Origin of the sequence: Thioalkalivibrio sp. HK1 (assembly GCA_000583135.1) — a bacterium.
In the GTDB taxonomy this organism is placed as follows: Bacteria; Pseudomonadota; Gammaproteobacteria; order HK1; family HK1; genus HK1.
Map to the genome: position 1 here is coordinate 14396 of JFBG01000084.1, position 18243 is coordinate 32638.

Here is an 18243-nt window from a genome sequence, read left to right on the forward strand (position 1 = left end):
GGATTGAAACAAGGCGCGGGCGGTGGTCTCGGCTAGCCACAACGCTAGCCGATTCGCCCTCGTACTTGCAAAGAAGATAGGAAGACCCCATATCTTGCGGGGAAGAAAAAAGCCCGGTGCCGATCGTTCGTATCGCAGGCATGGATGATCGGCAGGGATCGTCGGCACGGATCATCCATCGGGCACATCTTTCTTTGTATCCCGGTTTGTATCCCGGCGGCGAGGAATCCGAGCGAAAGCGCGATTTTTCGCAACGCTCCGCACCTTGCGAAGATCAAGGTGCGGCTTTGCCCGGCAGGCAAAACGGGAATCTCAAGATTTCAACATCACCTCGCATCGAAAAAGGAAGATGACGAGGACAATCGGAGGCATCGACCATGGCAGCGGGAACAAGCGGCAAAATCATCGGTATCGATCTGGGTACGACGAATTCCTGCGTTGCGATCATGGAGGGAGGATCGGCGCGGATTTTGGAGAACAGCGAGGGCGGGAGAACCACCCCCTCGGTGGTCGCCTTTCCCGAGGATGCCGGTTCCGGTAAAGAAGAGGTGTTGGTCGGCCAGGCGGCGAAGCGTCAGGCGGTGACCAACCCCAAGAACACGCTCTATGCCTTCAAGCGTCTGATCGGACGCCGTTTCGAAGACGAGGAAGTGCAGCGCGATATCGAGATCGTGCCTTATTCCATCGTCAAGGCGAATAACGGCGATGCGTGGATCGAGGTGCACGGTGAGAGCAAGTCTCCTCCGGAGATTTCGGCCCGCGTGTTGCAGAAGATGAAGCGCACGGCGGAGGAATATCTGGGCGAGAAGGTCGATTCCGCGGTGATTACCGTGCCGGCTTATTTCAATGACTCCCAGCGTCAGGCGACCAAGGACGCCGGCCGCATCGCGGGGTTGGATGTCAAGCGCATCATCAACGAGCCCACGGCGGCCGCTTTGGCCTACGGCATGGACAAGCGGCTCGGGGATTCGAAGATCGCGATTTACGACCTAGGCGGCGGCACCTTCGATATCTCGATCATCGAGATGGCGGAGATCGACGGCGAGCACCAAATCGAGGTCAAGTCGACCAACGGGGATACCTTCTTGGGCGGTGAGGACTTCGACAAGCGCATCATCGATTATCTGTGCGATCAGTTCAAGAAAGACAACGGGATGGATCTGCGCGATGGCAGCGATCCGATTCCTTTGCAGCGCCTCAAAGATGCGGCGGAAAAAGCGAAGATCGAGCTCTCCACCGCTTCCCAAACGGATATCAATCTCCCCTTCATCACCGCCGATGCCAGCGGGCCGAAGCATCTGACCTTGAAGCTGACGCGGGCCAAGTTGGAGTCTTTGGTCGAGGATCTGATCGCTCGCACGGTGGAGCCGTGTCGGATCGCGATGAAAGATGCCGATATTGCGGCCTCCGATATCGACGAGGTCATCTTGGTCGGCGGTCAGACCCGGATGCCAAAGGTGCAGGAGGTGGTGGGGTCGATCTTCGGCAAGGAGCCGAGGAGGGATGTCAATCCCGACGAGGCGGTGGCCATGGGCGCAGCGATCCAAGGCGGGGTGCTCGCAGGCGATGTCAAGGACATGCTCTTGCTCGATGTCACGCCGCTTTCTTTGGGGATCGAGACGCTGGGCGGGGTGATGACGAAGCTGATCGCCAAGAATACGACGATCCCGGCCAAGGAATCGCAGGTTTTCTCGACCGCCGAGGATAATCAGTCGGCGGTGACCGTGCATGTCCTGCAAGGCGAGCGCGAGCGGTCCAGCGACAATAAATCGCTGGGGCGTTTCGACCTCCAAGGGATTCCGCCGGCTCCGCGCGGGATGCCGCAGATCGAGGTGAGTTTCGATATCGACGCCAACGGCATCTTGAATGTATCGGCCAAGGACAATGCCACCGGCAAGGAGCAGTCGATCCGGATCACCGGTCAATCGGGGCTCGCATCCGAGGAGATCGAGCGGATGATCAAGGATGCCGAGGCCCATGCCGAGGAGGATAGGAAGTTCCGGGAGTTGGCCGATGCGAGAAACAGCGCCGATGCCCTGATTTCCGGCACGAAAAAATCCCTCGACGAGCTTGGGAGCCATGCCGACGAATCGGAAAAGACCGCCATCAACAAGGCTATCGAGGAGTTGGAAGCGGTCAAGGAGGGCAACGACAAGGCGGCGATCGAGGCGCGTTCGAAGACGTTGGCCGAACTCGCCGGGAAACTGGCCGAGAAAGCCTATCGCCAGTCGCAGTCCGGACAAGCCGGGGATGAGATTTTCGGCAAGGACGATGGGGCGAGCGGGGGCGGAGCCTCGAACAAGCAAGACGATAATGTGGTCGATGCGGAGTTCGAGGAGGTCAAGGAAGATAATAGGGGTGATACCAAGCAGGGCTGATTTCCGGCGTTTCGCTGATCCTGCTTGCCGAAGGGGCGGGTGCCTTCGGCGCCTCTTTCGTTGATCGGGCTCGATCCCCGGATCGAGCCTTGAATCGAAGGCGCCTTCCTTAGGCTAAAAGATGTTCGTTCAAGGGCGATGATCTTGACATGATCGCCCTTGGTTTTTTTGTTTTGGATTGCGGTAGGAGCGGCAGGAAAGGCGGCCGGCGATCGGCGGCCGGCTTGGGGATGAAGGCCTTTTGATCCATCGGATTCGATCCTCGAAGCCCCCGGTTCCCGAGTCTTCGCCTTTACCCTCGCCTTCGATATTCTCGATTCTTTCGATTCCTTCGATCTTTTTCGAGCCATTCGAGCTTTTCGATCATCACACATCCTTCGATCCTCAATCATTCGATACCGAGCCATGGACAAGCGGGATTATTACGAAGTGTTGGGGGTCTCTCGCGATGCGAGCGATGCGGATCTCAAAAAATCCAAGCGCCGCTTGGAGATGAAATACCACCCGGATCGGAATCCGGATGATGCCGAAGCCGAAGAGAAGTTCAAAGAGGTGCAAGAAGCCTACAAGGTGCTCTCCGATCCTCAAAAACGAGAGGCCTACAATCGCTTCGGGCACGAGGCGGTCGGCCCCGGGGCGGGCGCAGGGGGAGCGGCGGGTTTTCGGGATATCTTCGAGGATGTCTTCGGCGATATATTCAGCGGACGAGGTGGTGGTGGCGGGCGCGGCGGGCGTCGGGGGAGGGATCTTAGGTATCCGATCACCTTGAGTTTGGAGGATGCGGTTCACGGCTGTCAGGAGACGATCCACTTTTCCACCGAAGTGCAGTGCGAAAAGTGCACCGGCTCCGGTGCGGCGCCGGGTTCTCGCCCCACGCCTTGCAATGCCTGCGGTGGACAGGGGCAGGTGCGGGTCGCCCAGGGCTTTTTCTCGATCCATCAGACGTGTCCTCGGTGTCGGGGCGAGGGCAGTACCATCAGCGATCCTTGTCGGGAATGCCGGGGTAGCGGGCGCACCCGCAAGAGCAAGAAACTATCGGTGAAGATCCCCGCAGGAGTGGATAACGGCGATCGCATTCGCATGAGCGGTGAGGGCGAAGCCGGTGAGCCGGGGATGCCCAACGGCGATCTCTATATCGAGATCCAAGTGCGAGATCATGCGATCTTCAAACGGGACGGCGGGCATCTTTATTGCGAACTCCCGATCAGTTTCACCATGGCCGCCCTGGGAGGAGAGATTCAGGTTCCCACCCTCGATAGCAAGGTGAACCTCAAAATCCCTCCCGAAACCCAAACCGATCGGTTGTTTCGGATGCGGGGGAAGGGGGTGGCGACGGTACGCAATTCGAATCCGGGGGATTTGATTTGCAAGGTGGTCGTGGAGACGCCGGTCAAGCTCAACAAGCAGCAAAAAGATTTGCTGCGACAATTCGACGAGGCGGTATCGGGTAGCGCCAAGACCCATGAACCCAAATCGAAGTCGTGGTTGGATTCCGTGCGGGGATTTTTCGATGCTTGAAGATACGAAAGATACGAATGACGGGGTTGCCGGGGCTTTGTCGGCTGAATCGACCGAACCGGTCGAACCGGCCGATCCCATACCGATTGCGGTCTTCGGGGCCGGCGGGCGGATGGGACGCATGCTGGTGCAGGCGGTGCACGAGGCGAGCGGGACGAGGCTTTCCGCGGCGACCGAAAAGCGTAGCAGCCCTTTGGTCGGAACGGATGCCGGGTTGCTTGCGGGGGTCGGGGAGTTGGGGGTTGTCATCGGCGATTCGCCTTTGGGCGCCGTTCGCACCGCTCGAGCGGCGATCGACTTCACCTTGCCCGAGGCTACCGTCGAGCATGTCGATGCTTGTCGTCAAGCCGGTCGAGCCATCGTCATCGGAACCACCGGCTTTTCGGGGGAGCAGATCGCCCGGGTTCACGAGGCGGCGAAGGAGATTCCGGTGGTTCATGCTCCGAATATGAGCGTCGGGGTCAATCTGTGTTTCAATCTACTGGAAAGGGCGGCCGAGGTTTTGGGCGAGAGCGTCGATATCGAGATCATCGAGGCTCATCATCGCAATAAAGTGGATGCGCCATCGGGGACCGCGGTAAGGATGGGGGAGATCGTCGCCGCCGCCACGGGAAGGGATCTCGCCAAGAGCGCGATCTACGGAAGGCAGGGGCGAACCGGGGTTCGCGACCGAAACACCATCGGTTTCGAGACCATCCGGGGCGGTGATATCGTCGGCGAGCATACGGTTCTTTTCGCAGGCGAGGGCGAGCGCATCGAGATTGTCCATCGCTCGTCCAGCCGGGCGAATTTTGCGGCCGGGGCTTTGCGCGCCGCCCGCTGGGCGGTGGATCGACCGGCGGGCCTTTATGATATGCAGGATGTTCTCGGTCTGCGCTGACATTCTGCCGGCTCTTGGCTCGATCGTTTTCCCCGGTCATCCTAACCGGCTATCCTAATATGCCGGGCTGGGTAAGACAAGAATCAATCTAAGGAAAAAGACAAGGATATCAGGCGGATGAACCTATCTTGCCCGCCCGATGCAATTGACGAGAATGAATGATGAGGATGAAGAATTCGAGCCTCGGGTCTTCGATGAGAAGTTCCACCGTGGTATTCCCGCTCGGCGCGATCCCCGCCGCCGAAATCCGATCATGAAATTGGGAGCGATCATGAACCGGAACCCGCTGACGAAAAAAGGCGCCGATGGCCTTCGCGAAGAGCTTCAAAGGCTGAAAAGCGAAGATCGCCCGAAGATCATCGCCGCGATCGCGGAGGCCCGAGCCCACGGCGACCTCAAAGAGAACGCCGAATACCATGCGGCGAAGGAGCAGCAGGGCTTCATCGAGACTCGTATCTCCGATATCGAGCAGTGTCTCGGTGCCGCCCAGGTCATCGATCCGGCGACCCTCGATGCCGAGGGGCGGGTGGTCTTCGGCGCCACGGTCTCGCTTGCCCGGATCGATAACGATGAAACGGTGCGCTATCAGGTCGTCGGCGATCTCGAGGCGAATATCGGCGCCGGGCTGGTCTCGGTCAGTTCACCCCTCGCTCGCGCACTGATCGGCAAGGAAGAGGGGGATAGCGTCTCGGTGGACGCCCCGGGCGGAAAGATCGAGTACGAGATCATTTCGGTGGAATATCTTTGAGTCGAGGGATTCCCGATCCTTCGGGTCTTTTTTCTCTCGGCACTTCTTTCCTTCTTGTGCCGCCGAATGATAGGACGGCTGTTCGTCTTTTGATATTTGATATTGTCCGAAGGGCAGCACTGCGGTTTGCTGCCCGTTATCCCTTGTGCGAGCTGCGCTGCGATCGATGATTCGTCTATCGCAAGGAATCGGAGCGAGCCTCTTGCATGGATGAGGTTCGATTTGGCTTCGAGCAGGCGTAGCCTATCGTGTACCTGAAAAAAATTTCAAGCGGCCTAGAAGCAGATGTTTCGGAAAAATCATGCTTCGAGGCATCCGGGGATACCGGAATATCGAAGAAGTGAAAGTCGCTATTGAGTAGTTCAAAAAATTCTTGAAAGCCTTGATGTGTTCGATCGCCTGTGAATTCACCCAATGCATTCATCCAAATAGCATCCGAATCGTAATTTGTCTATCTCGTCAATCATGAAAAAGGGCACAATAATGAGCGAAATGAGCGAAAAGTATGAGTATGAAGTTAAGGTCGAAGAATTCTACAAGTACATCGGTCACCAACCGGACGCTCGGTCAATCGGGGGGTACAAGACAAAAAAGGAAGCTATCAGAGCGGGGTTGGAGTTTCAGATGAATCATCAAAACTATGGATTCAGAGTTGTTTATAACGGACAAGCGGTGGTTTGCCAACCGGCTCCTTCGAGTTGAAGAAAATGCGTTGCCGATTGGACGGAGGGTATCTGTGGGCGAGAGCGTTCGCATCGCCGCTGTCGGCGGCCCTTCTTCACATCGCCTTCACGGGCTCCGATCAATCATGCACATCGAGGGAGCGAAATCCGGTGGGGAAAAAGGGCGGATCGTGGCATCGGCAGCGCGGGCGGGATGTTTTCTTTCATGAGGCGAAGCGCTTGGGGTTGCGCTCTCGGGCGGCCTTCAAGCTCGAAGCGATGGCGGCGAAGGCTCGGCTTTTTCGTTCGGGGCAAACAGTGGTCGATCTCGGCGCCGCTCCCGGCGGCTGGTCCGAAGTTGCCCGCCGCGCCATCGGGCCGAAGGGCCGGGTCGTGGCGATCGATCGGTTGGAGATGGAGCCGATCGCCGGAGTCCAATTCATCCACGGGGATTTTCTTTCGCCGGAGGTCCATCGTCGGTTGCAAGAGGTGATCGGTGATCGCTCGGCAGACCTTGTATTATCGGACATGGCCCCCAATCTATCGGGAGTGAAGGCGAACGATCAGTCTCGATGGCGGGATTTGGCGGATGGGGCGGCGGAGTTCGCGCTCGGAGCGTTGAAGCCCGAGGGCGCGTTCTTGATCAAACTCCTGCAAGGCGAGGAGGCGCAGGACTATTTGCGGATGCTGCGTCGGGCCTTCGTTCGAGTCTCGATCCAAAAACCGCCGGCTTCCCGGGATCGTTCGAGTGAATTCTATGCCTTGGCCCGCGGTATCGATTCGGCGGCGGGATCGTTCTTGCGTGACGACGAGCGAAACGATTCGCCATCTGGAGATTGAGATGCCGGCCGGGAATGCCCGTTTGGAATTCACCGATTCGAAGAATCTTCGATACCGTCGGATCGGTGCCGTCGATCGAAGCTGGATAGAATCGGTAAGGAGTTCGGATAAAAATCGGACAAAAACCCGACAAAAGTGATAGCATCAAAAGATGTCTCGCCCTACAATGATCGAATCTCGATCGAAAGATCGCTTGCGATCGCCCTCTTTCGGTGTGAAACTTCGGCGTGAAACGACACCCTAAGAGCATCCCCACCGGCAACGGAACCTCTCACTGCATCTTGCATACCGGCACTTGAATACCATGGCAAAGAATCTGATCCTTTGGGTGATCATCGCCCTCGTGCTGATGTCCGTCTTCAACAACTTCGGTCCGAAGCGTGGCGGCTCATCGCAAGAGGTGGACTATTCCCGCTTCATCAGCGACGTCAGGCAAGGTCGGGTCAAACAGGTTGATATCGAGGGCCGTACCATCAAGGGCGAATTCCAATCCGGGGAACGTTTCAGTACCTATACCCCGGAAACCGACAACGGAGCGTTGATCGGCGATCTCCTCGAAAACGGCGTGACGATCAACGCCCACCCGCCGGAAAAGCAATCCGTCCTCCTGCAAATCTTCATCTCTTGGTTCCCGATGCTGTTGCTGATCGGCGTATGGATTTTCTTCATGCGCCAGCTCCAAGGCGGGGCGGGAGGGCGAGGAGCCCTCTCCTTCGGCAAGAGTCGGGCGCGTTTGCTCAATGACGAGATCAAGGTCACCTTCGCCGATGTCGCAGGGGTCGAAGAGGCCAAGGAGGAAGTGGTAGAGCTGGTCGACTTCCTGCGCGATCCGAATAAATTCCAAAAACTCGGGGGGAAGATTCCGCGCGGGGTGTTGATGGTGGGATCGCCCGGCACCGGTAAGACCCTGCTGGCTCGCGCCATCGCCGGGGAAGCGAAGGTTCCCTTTTTCACCATCTCCGGTTCGGATTTCGTCGAGATGTTCGTCGGGGTGGGTGCCTCTCGAGTGCGGGATATGTTCGAGCAGGCCAAGAAACAATCCCCCTGCATCATTTTCATCGATGAGATCGACGCCGTCGGGCGTCATCGCGGAGCCGGTCTCGGTGGCGGGCATGACGAGCGCGAGCAAACCCTCAACCAGCTCTTGGTGGAGATGGATGGTTTCGAGGGCAACGAGGGCATCATCGTCATCGCCGCGACCAACCGTCCCGATGTGTTGGACCCGGCGCTGCTGCGTCCGGGTCGCTTCGACCGGCGAGTCGTGGTTCCTTTGCCCGATATTCGCGGTCGCGAGCAGATTCTGAAAGTCCACATGCGCAAGGTTCCCGTGGACCGGGATGTGGTGGCCAGCGTCATCGCTCGTGGAACCCCCGGGTTTTCCGGGGCGGATCTGGCCAACTTGGTCAACGAGGCGGCTCTTTTCGCGGCGCGATCCAATCGCGGCACCGTCGATATGGAGCACTTCGAGAAAGCCAAGGACAAGATCATGATGGGCTCCGAGCGGCACTCGATGGTGATGAGCGAGGACGAAAAGCGCCTCACCGCCTATCATGAGGCGGGGCACGCCATCATCGGTCTGCTGGTTCCGTCGCACGATCCGGTCTATAAAGTGACCATCATCCCTCGGGGGATGGCTTTGGGGCTCACGATGTTCCTGCCCGAAGAAGATCGCTACAGCTATAGCAAGGAGCGCTTGGAAAGCCAGATATCCACCCTCTTCGGCGGCCGGATCGCGGAGGAGCAGATATTCGGCCCGGATAGCGTTACCACCGGGGCCAGCAATGATATCCAAAAGGCCACCGAGCTCGCTCGCAACATGGTGACCAAATGGGGCTTGTCGGAAAAACTCGGGCCTTTGACCTATAGCGACGAGGAAGGCGAGGTCTTCTTGGGGCATAGCGTCGCCCAGCACAAGAAGATTTCCGGACAGACCCAGCACCAGATCGACGAGGAAGTGCGCAGCATCGTCGACCGCAACTACGAGCGCTCGGTGAAGTTGCTGCGGGAAAACGAATCGAAACTGCATTTGATGGCCGAGGCCCTGATTCGGTACGAGACCATCGACCATGAGCAGATCCAAGAGATCATGGAGGGTAAGGAGCCGAGCCCTCCGAGCAACTGGTCGAAGTCGTCCAAGCCTCCTTCCGATGACGGCACCGATGCTCCTGCGGATGCGGTGGATGCAAAAGAGAAAGAGGACGATGCGCCGAAAGGGTCGAAAGAATCATCCGATTCCGAGGCCGATTCCATCGGCGGTACTGCAAGTCTGCATTGAGCGCTGAGCGCGGCTCTGCCTGATCCGTTGACCGTCATCGAGCAGGGATTGTCGGCGGGCCGATGGGTCGCGTTCCTTCGGCGCGCATCGGTGGTGGTATCGGGATCAGGATCGGATATCGTGCCCCGAATCGTCATGATACAAGGGCGGGGGTGAGTGGAGGTTTTGGGGATTCTTGCTGGATCGAGTCTGCGAATCGATGAAAAAGCGAAGACTTTCTCTTTAGAATTTTCGTTCGTTCGCTGCTCGTCGGTCTTTTCTCGATGCTCGGATCGAAGGGTATTTCAAGGGTTTTCGAGGGGCGTTGAAGACCGGTTCGCTCGAATCGAGCATCGAAAATTCGCTCGGATAATTCCAAAAGATGTTTTGCGCCTCGGTGCTTTGTCCCGCAGCGAGGTATTGAATAGTGTCGTGTTGAATCGGGCTGTGTCGATCGAGTAGTGTCGATAAGAAAAACGAAAAGATCGAAAAGGGCTCATCTGCAATTCGGATGAGGCATCTCTCATCTGGTACCGATGAGACTTCCTTTTCGACCATTGCCATTTACGCTGACCAGAGGAGGGTTAAAGGGTGATCTGGCTGGTGAAGCGGGGTATATCCGTTGATTGGCTATACGTGAAAGGATCGAAAAACCCCGAAATTTTGAGACAGAAGGCCAAGTCGCTGATCGCGACCGGCCAAGTGACCGAGGCCGAACTCCGGTTCAGGGATGACAGGACGGGGGCCTTGTATTCCATCGATTCCAACCCCTATCACGCAGGTCACCAAGGTCCTCGCAGATAAGTTTTTTCCCTTCGGCCATTCGGCGAAGGATTTTGGGAGGGCGTTGGCAAGATCTCGGCAAGCATCGCTTTCCGGCTGTATTGTCGGAAAGCGTATGCGTATGAGTGTGATGCCCTTGCTTGGATACATTGGAAGCATCGGGGTATTCGGCAAGATCGGATCATCGACGAGAGCCGGGGCGATGCACGGTCTTCCGTTTGTGACCGATGCGCCGTGAAAGCCGGCCGATGACTCGATTGTTCTTGATCCGCTTTTCTCATCGGTGCCGGCGGGACCCGAATGCTTGAAGGCCTACGCCGATAGCGTAATCGCCTGCGGGGTGCGCAGTAGCATCGTTGTCATTGCTTGATCATCACCGCTGATCGGCCGTATTCGGATCGATGCTCTTTGCTTCTTTGGGCGCAACTGCTCACACACTCTTTATTGCGAATATCCTCTTGTTAGGTGATCGATCCATCGTTGGATTTTGCTTTCCTGAGTTTTTTACACTGCCTGCCCATATCATCATCTGCGGTCTTTCTCGAAAGACGAGGATGCGCTGATCGACAGGTGATCGATCCTCGTTCGGCTTTTCGATACGAAGACCAAGAAGCCCGTTTCCTCCATTTGATGCCAAGACGCAGCCGACGAGATCGACGAAATCGATGATATCCCCCAGACCTCTCGATGCGCTTTGGAAGGATCCTCGTCCGCCGTTGGTGATGGGGATCCTCAATCTCACCCCCGATTCCTTTTCCGATGGCGGCCGATTCGAAAAGCCCGGGATCGCGCTGCGCCATGCGCTGGCGATGATCGAGGCGGGAGCGGAGATCATCGATGTGGGCGGGGAGTCGACCCGTCCCGGCGCATCGAAGGTCGGGGTCGATGAGGAGATGGATCGCGTCTTGCCGCTGATCGAGGCATTGGTATCCGAAAGCGACATCCCGATTTCCATCGATACCGGCAAGCCCGAAGTGATGCGGGCGGCGGTTGCCGCCGGGGCTTCGATGATCAACGATGTCAGAGCGCTATGCGCCTCGGGGGCGGTGGATGCTGCGGCGGATCTCGGGGTGCCGGTTTGTTTGATGCATCTCCAAGGCGAGCCTGGCACGATGCAAGATGCGCCGCATTATGATGATGTGGTCGAGGAAGTGCAGGCATTCTTGCTCGAGCGGGCGAGGGTTTGCGAGGATCGAGGGATAGCGAAGGATCGCATCGTCATCGATCCCGGTTTCGGCTTCGGCAAAACCCTGGATCACAATCTGGCATTGCTCGGCGCTTTGGAAGGGCTGGCCGGTATCGGATATCCGGTGCTCGTGGGGATGTCCAGAAAGTCGATGGTCAAAGGGATGTTCGAGCGGGTGCGGGATATGGGGGTATCGGCAAGAACGAATCCCGTGGGAAGATCCGGCTCGAGAGCGAGCGCCGCCGATGAAAAGGGGCTTTCGATCCCCTTTGCGGATCGCCGCATGGTCGGGAGCGTGGCGCTGGCCCTGATCGCAGCGCAGCGCAAAGCCGCGGCGGTGCGGGTGCATGATGTGGCCGAAACCTGCGCTGCCATCGATATTCTCGCTTGTATCGAACGCTTCGAGTCCGAGGGATCGAAAGCCCCTTGACTCGCCGAATAGACTCGCCGAATAGACTCGCCGGATAAACTTGCTGCATGAACTCGCCGGATAAAGAAACGAGGATAGGGTGAGCAAAAAAGCCAAACGCTATTTCGGTACCGACGGGATTCGGGGCGAGGTCGGCAAGCATCCGATCACCGCGGATTTCGTTTTGAAGATCGGCTGGGCTTTGGGAGTGGCGCTGGCCAAGGCCGAGCGCGCCCGAGGCGGCTCCGACGATGGTCGAGGGAGCATCCTCATCGGGAAGGACACCCGCATTTCCGGCTATATGTTCGAATCGGTGCTCGAATCCGGGCTTGCAGCTTCGGGAAAGGATGTGATGTTGCTCGGGCCGATGCCGACTCCGGCCGTGGCGTGGATGACGCGTTCCTTGCGCGCTCGCGCCGGGGTGGTGATCAGCGCTTCCCACAATCTCCATTCGGATAACGGCATCAAATTTTTCGATGCCGACGGGATCAAGTTATCCGACGATATGGAATATGCGATCGAGGCCGAGGTCGAGGCCGAGATGCAAACCGTATCGAGCGAGGCTCTGGGCAAGGCGACTCGGGTGGACGATGCCGCCGGTCGCTATATCGAGTTTTGCAAGAGCACGGTTCCCGTCGGCCTTCGCCTGCATGGCCTGCGGATCGTCGTCGACTGCGCTCATGGTGCCACCTACCATATCGCCCCGAAGGTCTTTTCCGAGCTCGGGGCGGAAGTGATTCCGATCGGTTGCTCCCCCAATGGCCTCAATATCAACGCTGGCTGTGGGGTGCTCGATCCCGGTGCCTTGCGCGAAACGGTGCGCCGTACCCGCGCCGATATCGGTATCGCCTTCGATGGGGACGGGGATCGAGTGGCGATGGTCGATAGCCGCGGCGAGGTGCTCGACGGGGATCGGATCCTTTTCGTCTTGGTCGAAGATCGCATCGCCCGGGGAGAGCGTATCGAATCCGTGGTCGGTACCGTGATGAGTGGCTTGGGGCTCGAAGAATCCTTACGCGCCCGAGGGATCGGATTCGATCGGGTGCAGGTCGGGGATCGCCATGTGATGGAGCGGATGCGGGCCAGTGGCAGCGTCCTCGGAGGGGAGCCCTCCGGTCACATCATCTGCCTCGATCAGGCGTGTACGGGGGATGGCATCGTCGCCGCGCTGCAAGTGCTGCGGGCCTTGGTCGATTCCGGATCGAGTCTCGTCGAAGCCGGGAAGGGCATGAATCACTATCCGCAAGCCATCCGCAATATCCGCACCAGAAGCCCCTTCGATCCCGAGTCCGATGACAATCTGCAAGAGGCCATCGCCGCCGCCCGCACTCGTTTGGGAGACGAGGGAAGGGCGCTGGTGCGGGCCTCGGGGACCGAGCCGGTGGTGCGGGTGATGGTCGAAGGCAAGGATCGCGCCAAGACCGAGGAGATCGCCGAGCGCTTGGCATCGATGATCGATACCGAGGGCGGCTGAGCGGGCAGATAACCCTTGCTTGCAAAGGGGAGCGGGTGATCGCCCGAGAAAAGCCTTCTTTGAAAGCCCCTCTAGGAAGATATCCCTCGCTTGATCGAAAAATCGCGTGCCGCCGCGGCCCTGTCGATCATCTAAAAAAGAGCCACTGAGGGCTTGAACGAACGAGGTATCATCGTTTATAATATGAAGTTTTGGCGAGGCCGCCCGTGTGCGCCACGCAACGGTAGAAATCCCGTTGCTTTCACGCATGGCGGCGGTCCTTGAACCGACAGCCTTCGACGGGACGAAGCCTCGCATCGCCATGGTCGATCCGAGAAGAATCGTTTCGGCAAGAATCGTTTCGGGAAAGCACGCATCGGCATCGATGCGATTGAATTTCATCGAATATCGGATATCAACGGAAATCTCATGCGTCGCCCATTCGTGATCGGCAACTGGAAGATGAATGGCACCATCGAGAGTTCCCGGGAGTTGGCCGTTGCGGCCGACAAAGAGGCTCGGTCTCTATCGGAGATCGATATCGGGATTTGCCCTCCCTTCGTGCGGATTGCGCAAGCGGCGCAAGTCGTTGCCGGCGGGCCGTTGCAGCTCGGAGCCCAAGACTGCGCCAAGCAAAGCGATGGTGCGTTCACCGGAGAGGTATCGGCGAAGATGCTCGAAGCGCATGGATGCCGGTTGACGCTGGTGGGGCATTCCGAGCGTCGCACCCTTTTCGGCGAAACCGATGCCGATGTCGCGCAAAAAGCGCAGCGGGCGCTCGAAGCGGGGTTGATGCCGATGATCTGCGTCGGCGAGAGCCTCGACGAGCGCAATGCCGGTCGCACCGAAGAAAGAGTGGGCAGCCAACTCGATGCGGTTTTGGATCGTCTGCAGGCGGAGCAAACAGCCGATCTTTCGAGGATCACCGTCGCTTACGAGCCGGTTTGGGCCATCGGAACCGGATTGAGTGCCACCCCGGAGCAAGCCGGAGAGGTGCATGCCTTTTTACGCAGGCGAATCGAAAGCCGAGATCCGAAAGCCGCCTTGCGGATTCGGATTTTATACGGTGGCAGTGTCGGTCAGGACAATGCCCGAGCACTCTTCTCGGAAAGCGAGATCGATGGTGCCTTGGTAGGGGGCGCCTCTCTCGATGCCGAGAAGTTCGCGAAAATCTGCCAAGCGGCGAGCCGAAGTATCCATCGGTCGGAAAGCGACAGGAGCGGTTGAGCGCAAATGCAACAATTCTTCTTGATCATCCAGATCCTCATCGGCATTGCCTTGGTGACCCTCGTGCTCTTGCAACAGGGGCGAGGAGCGGATGCGGGAGCATCCTTCGGCGGTGGCTCTTCCGGCTCCCTTTTCGGATCGCGCGGACCGGCATCCTTCCTATCCCGGATGACGGGAATGCTGGCCGCACTTTTTTTCGCCAACAGCCTCGCTTTGGCGTATATTTCGACGACATCGCACGAAAGAAGCAGCGTGATCTCTCGGGTTGAGGCTCCGGCCTCCCTAGATAGCGTCGAGGTGGATGCCGCCGGAGTGCCGATTCCTCCCGAGGGCGATACGCAAGAGGCGAGCGGCGAGGCCGCCGGCGATGACAACAGCAATGTCATCCTCATCACCCCCGAGATGCTCAGCGGCGATGGCGATGGCAATATCAAGCTCGAGATCGATCCCGAGTCGGCGACCCAAGGAGGAGGGGGCAATATCGTGCTTGATGTCGCACCATCGGATGGATCGGAATCGGAAGGCTCCGACGACTCCGGTAATTCGGATAGCGGCGACTCATCGGAGTCCACCCGCTGATCGATGCGATAGCCCTTCGATCGAATTTCAAGTCAAAACGGGAACGCTCATTGCCGAAGTGGTGGAATTGGTAGACACGCTATCTTGAGGGGGTAGTGCCTTCGTGGCGTGCCGGTTCGAGTCCGGCCTTCGGCACCAACATCATCGTTCATTGCCAGACATCGATGAGCCATGAAATTCCATCTGACGCCAAACAATTGAATCTATTCTAAAAGGCTTTGTTTTATAAGCCATCGTGATATTTTTCATGAAAATGGATCAATCCCCGTGTCGAAGAATCAAAATCCAAGTTGTTGGGATAAGGCTTCCTTGCCCGGTCGGCGGAGAAGTTATACCTATTTCCTTCACCACGATCAGCCGTTTACAACAAAAAAGGGCGTTATCTCATCCCTAAATAAGACTCGGTCGATCGGGTCTGGGCTACTATCCAATATCATCCATCTTATTCTCATCGCAGCGATTTACCTCTTCACCGATCTCATTTTTCCTACGGGATGGGCGCATGCGAATGCCCATGGCGCGCAGGAGCCATCCCTTGATTTGGTTGTATCGGCCACAGATTTGAGCGTCGGCGAGGGTGATGATGATGGTGCCTCGTTCACCGTTCGCCTAAACCGCCAACCGGACACTACCCTGACCGTCACCATCGAGAAAACGAACGACGATATCACACAGGATAAGACATCGTTGTCCTTTGATAACTCGAATTGGAACGTAGAGCAAAAAGTCACTTTGACCGCCGAGCACGATAACGATGGTGTGGACGATACCGATACCATCACGGTCTCATTAGGTACGATCAGCAAAGAAATCAATATCACGATCGAGGATGATGATACGGCGGGTTTGACTCTTTCGCCGACCTCCTTGATCATTGACGAGGGTGAAAGCGGCACCTTCACGGTGAAGCTGGATACCGAGCCGAGCGGTGACGTAACGGTGGCGGTGACGAAATCCGGCGTAACGTGGCATGCTGACGTGACAGTGGATAAAGCATCACTTATATTTACCACCTCGAATTGGAACCAGGCTCAGACGGTAACCGTCAGTGCGCTGGTAGATGTCAATATATATGATGGCAAATTGACCCTTGAAGTAAATTCATCGGGCGGCGGTTACGACTCTATCATCCAGAAGACGCTGACGGTGATAGTGAACGATAATGATTCTGCCGGTATTTTTATATCGCCACCCACGCTAGAAGTCAAGGAAGGCTCTTCTGTCGAGTTCACGGTAAGACCTTTCGTCAGTTACGTAGAAAAAATGAGATTGGACATAGATCTACAGAGTAACGACGATTTGGAGTTGGATACAATCGCTTCATTATATTTTGAGAAATCAAATCATAATATCCCTCAGAGAATAAAAATTTCTGCGGCACCGGACTCGGATGATGAGGACGAAACGGCAATATTGCAGATCCATTTATTTGTATATACCGACCCCTACGATGATTTTAATTATAAAGGTCTCACACACAGAACAACTATCTCTGTGATCGACGATAATACCTTGGGTTTGGTGACTTCTCCCGAAAGTTTGGATATCGACGAAGGCAGCGAGGCCTCGTTATCCGTCCGCCTCAATCGCTCGCCGTCATCCTCGCTATCCGTTTCTCTTGCGAATGAGAGCGACGATATCACTTTGACCCCGTCTTCGCTTTCCTTCGATTCCACCAACTGGCGCGATGAGCAGACCGTACAGATATCGGCAAGGCACGATGATGATGCAGAGCACGATACCGATACCATCACCCTATCCGCGAATAACGTCCAAAGTAAGGAGATCAATGCGACCGTCTACGATGACGAAAAAATCATCTCCTTAGTGATATCTCCCGAGAATTTGGATATCAGCGAGGGCGGTGCAGGTTCCCTTGCCATTAGTCTTGGCCATAAACCCACAGGGGGAATATCCGTATCGTTATCCAATGAAAATTCTGATATCGTGCTGAGCAAGTCATCGCTTGAATTCATCCCATCGAACTGGAATAAGCCTCAGATAGTCACTGTGACGGCAATGCAGGATAATGATAATACCGATGATGCAGATACCATCACCTTATCCGGAACGAATGTTATGAACAAGACAATCCCTATCACCATCGACGATGACGAGTCAATCACCTTGGTCGTTTCTCCGGATAGCCTGGATATTCATGAGGGCGGCGCTGGTTCTTTCTCCGTTCGCCTTAGCCATCGGCCTGCGAAAGATATTTCCGTTTTATTATCCAATGAAAATTCCGATATCATTCTGGACGAACAACAGATTGTATTCAACGCATCCAACTGGAATATGATGCAAGAAGTCACCCTAAGAGCGATCCAAGATGATAATGATGCAGCTGACGAGACAGATATTATCAGTGTATCTGCAACCGGATTCACAAAAAAGACGATCGATGTCGATATAGATGATGATGAAACACTCGCTTTGATGGTGACGCCTGAAAGACTGGATATCAATGAAGGTGATACAGGATCGTTCACCATGCGCCTTAACTATCGACCTGCAGAAGAAGTATTAATCTATCTTACTAATATAAATTCCGATATTAAAATAGATAAAAATCTCACACTGAAAGGGACCTCTATGACCTTACATCCTTCTAGTTGGAATATACCGAATACTGTCAACCTAACTGCAATCCATGATGATGATTTTGTTAACGATACCGATACCATTTCTATCGTTGCGAGCGGAGTTGCGGATAAAGAAATCGATATTACTATCCATGAACTCTCATTGTCGGTGTCACACGATAGTTTGGATATCGACGAAGGAAATAGTCGATCGTTCGAAGTCAGCCTCAGCCGTGAACCAAGAGACGATGTTACTGTTATGTTATCTAAAAACAATCCCGATATCACCCTGAGCGATTCTTCGTTGAGATTCAACTCATCGAATTGGAGCACCAGACAAGAAGTCACGGTGACAGTAGCCGAAGACGACGATACGATTCCTGACATCGAAACCATCACATTGAACGCATCGGGCGGTGGCTACGATTCCATCGCCCGCAAGAGCGTGAATGTAAAGGTAAAAGATAATGACGAGGTGGGATTGGTCATCGTTACGGATGCGGATCCTTTGACGGTGGGCGAAGGTGAGAGCAATACTTTCACGGTGCGGTTGAAAACGGAGCCATCGGCGAACGTGACGTTGACCCTGACGCAGCCGACCAACACAGATGTGACCGTTGACCTGACATCGCTTACATTCACGCCGTCAACATGGAACGTGGCCCAAACGGTTACGGTGAGCGCAGCGGAGGACAACGACGATACCGCCGACGAGAGCGCAAGCATCTCGGTTTCGGCAACGGG

At 56.3% G+C, this 18243-nt stretch carries 11 protein-coding genes and 1 tRNA gene; all 12 read left to right on the top strand.

The window, feature by feature from the left end; translation table 11 throughout:
• Positions 1-377: 377 nt before the first annotated feature.
• Positions 378-2378 (top strand): molecular chaperone DnaK, encoded by a 2001-nt coding sequence (dnaK, locus tag BF99_RS0118335; protein ID WP_025772279.1) that lies wholly within the window; start codon positions 378-380, stop codon positions 2376-2378.
• 405 nt (positions 2379-2783) lie between these two features.
• Positions 2784-3896 (top strand): molecular chaperone DnaJ, encoded by a 1113-nt coding sequence (gene dnaJ, locus BF99_RS0118350; protein ID WP_025772281.1) that lies wholly within the window; start codon positions 2784-2786, stop codon positions 3894-3896.
• On the top strand, positions 3889-4776 hold the full coding sequence (dapB, locus tag BF99_RS0118355; protein ID WP_081759352.1) for a 4-hydroxy-tetrahydrodipicolinate reductase: 888 nt from the start codon (positions 3889-3891) through the stop codon (positions 4774-4776). Before dnaJ ends, dapB begins: the two co-directional genes overlap by 8 nt.
• A gap of 271 nt (positions 4777-5047) precedes the next feature.
• Positions 5048-5524 (top strand): transcription elongation factor GreA, encoded by a 477-nt coding sequence (gene greA, locus BF99_RS0118360; protein ID WP_025772283.1) that lies wholly within the window; start codon positions 5048-5050, stop codon positions 5522-5524.
• A 707-nt stretch (positions 5525-6231) separates the two neighbouring features.
• Positions 6232-7026 carry an RlmE family RNA methyltransferase gene (locus BF99_RS21485; protein ID WP_081759354.1) on the top strand — a complete coding sequence of 265 codons (795 nt, stop codon included), beginning with the start codon at positions 6232-6234 and terminating at the stop codon, positions 7024-7026.
• Between the two features lie 304 nt (positions 7027-7330).
• Positions 7331-9301, top strand: coding sequence for an ATP-dependent zinc metalloprotease FtsH (ftsH, locus tag BF99_RS0118380; protein ID WP_038099019.1), 1971 nt, complete (start codon positions 7331-7333; stop codon positions 9299-9301).
• Positions 9302-10728: 1427 nt separating this feature from the next.
• Positions 10729-11679 carry a dihydropteroate synthase gene (gene folP, locus BF99_RS0118410; RefSeq protein WP_025772291.1) on the top strand — a complete coding sequence of 317 codons (951 nt, stop codon included), beginning with the start codon at positions 10729-10731 and terminating at the stop codon, positions 11677-11679.
• Positions 11680-11758: 79 nt separating this feature from the next.
• Entirely contained in the window at positions 11759-13132 is a 1374-nt protein-coding gene (glmM, locus tag BF99_RS0118415) for a phosphoglucosamine mutase (protein ID WP_025772293.1), read from the top strand.
• Between the two features lie 408 nt (positions 13133-13540).
• Positions 13541-14338, top strand: coding sequence for a triose-phosphate isomerase (tpiA, locus tag BF99_RS0118425; protein ID WP_025772294.1), 798 nt, complete (start codon positions 13541-13543; stop codon positions 14336-14338).
• 6 nt (positions 14339-14344) lie between these two features.
• Entirely contained in the window at positions 14345-14917 is a 573-nt protein-coding gene (secG, locus tag BF99_RS22695; RefSeq protein ID WP_025772295.1) for a preprotein translocase subunit SecG, read from the top strand.
• A 52-nt stretch (positions 14918-14969) separates the two neighbouring features.
• Positions 14970-15055, top strand: a tRNA-Leu gene (locus BF99_RS0118435).
• A gap of 129 nt (positions 15056-15184) precedes the next feature.
• Positions 15185-18243: COG1470 family protein (locus tag BF99_RS0118440; protein ID WP_156013475.1), on the top strand; the 3059-nt coding region annotated here is incomplete at its 3' end.

What these genes read in the sequence shown, in the direction of transcription:
- tpiA (WP_025772294.1), top strand. Translation starts at nt 13,541, where the DNA reads ATGCGTCGCCCATTCGTGATCGGCAACTGGAAGATGAATGGCACCATC.
- ftsH (WP_038099019.1), top strand. Translation starts at nt 7,331, where the DNA reads ATGGCAAAGAATCTGATCCTTTGGGTGATCATCGCCCTCGTGCTGATG.
- dapB (WP_081759352.1), top strand. Translation starts at nt 3,889, where the DNA reads ATGCTTGAAGATACGAAAGATACGAATGACGGGGTTGCCGGGGCTTTG.
- folP (WP_025772291.1), top strand. Translation starts at nt 10,729, where the DNA reads ATGATATCCCCCAGACCTCTCGATGCGCTTTGGAAGGATCCTCGTCCG.
- BF99_RS21485 (WP_081759354.1), top strand. Translation starts at nt 6,232, where the DNA reads ATGCGTTGCCGATTGGACGGAGGGTATCTGTGGGCGAGAGCGTTCGCA.
- dnaK (WP_025772279.1), top strand. Translation starts at nt 378, where the DNA reads ATGGCAGCGGGAACAAGCGGCAAAATCATCGGTATCGATCTGGGTACG.
- secG (WP_025772295.1), top strand. Translation starts at nt 14,345, where the DNA reads ATGCAACAATTCTTCTTGATCATCCAGATCCTCATCGGCATTGCCTTG.
- dnaJ (WP_025772281.1), top strand. Translation starts at nt 2,784, where the DNA reads ATGGACAAGCGGGATTATTACGAAGTGTTGGGGGTCTCTCGCGATGCG.
- greA (WP_025772283.1), top strand. Translation starts at nt 5,048, where the DNA reads ATGAACCGGAACCCGCTGACGAAAAAAGGCGCCGATGGCCTTCGCGAA.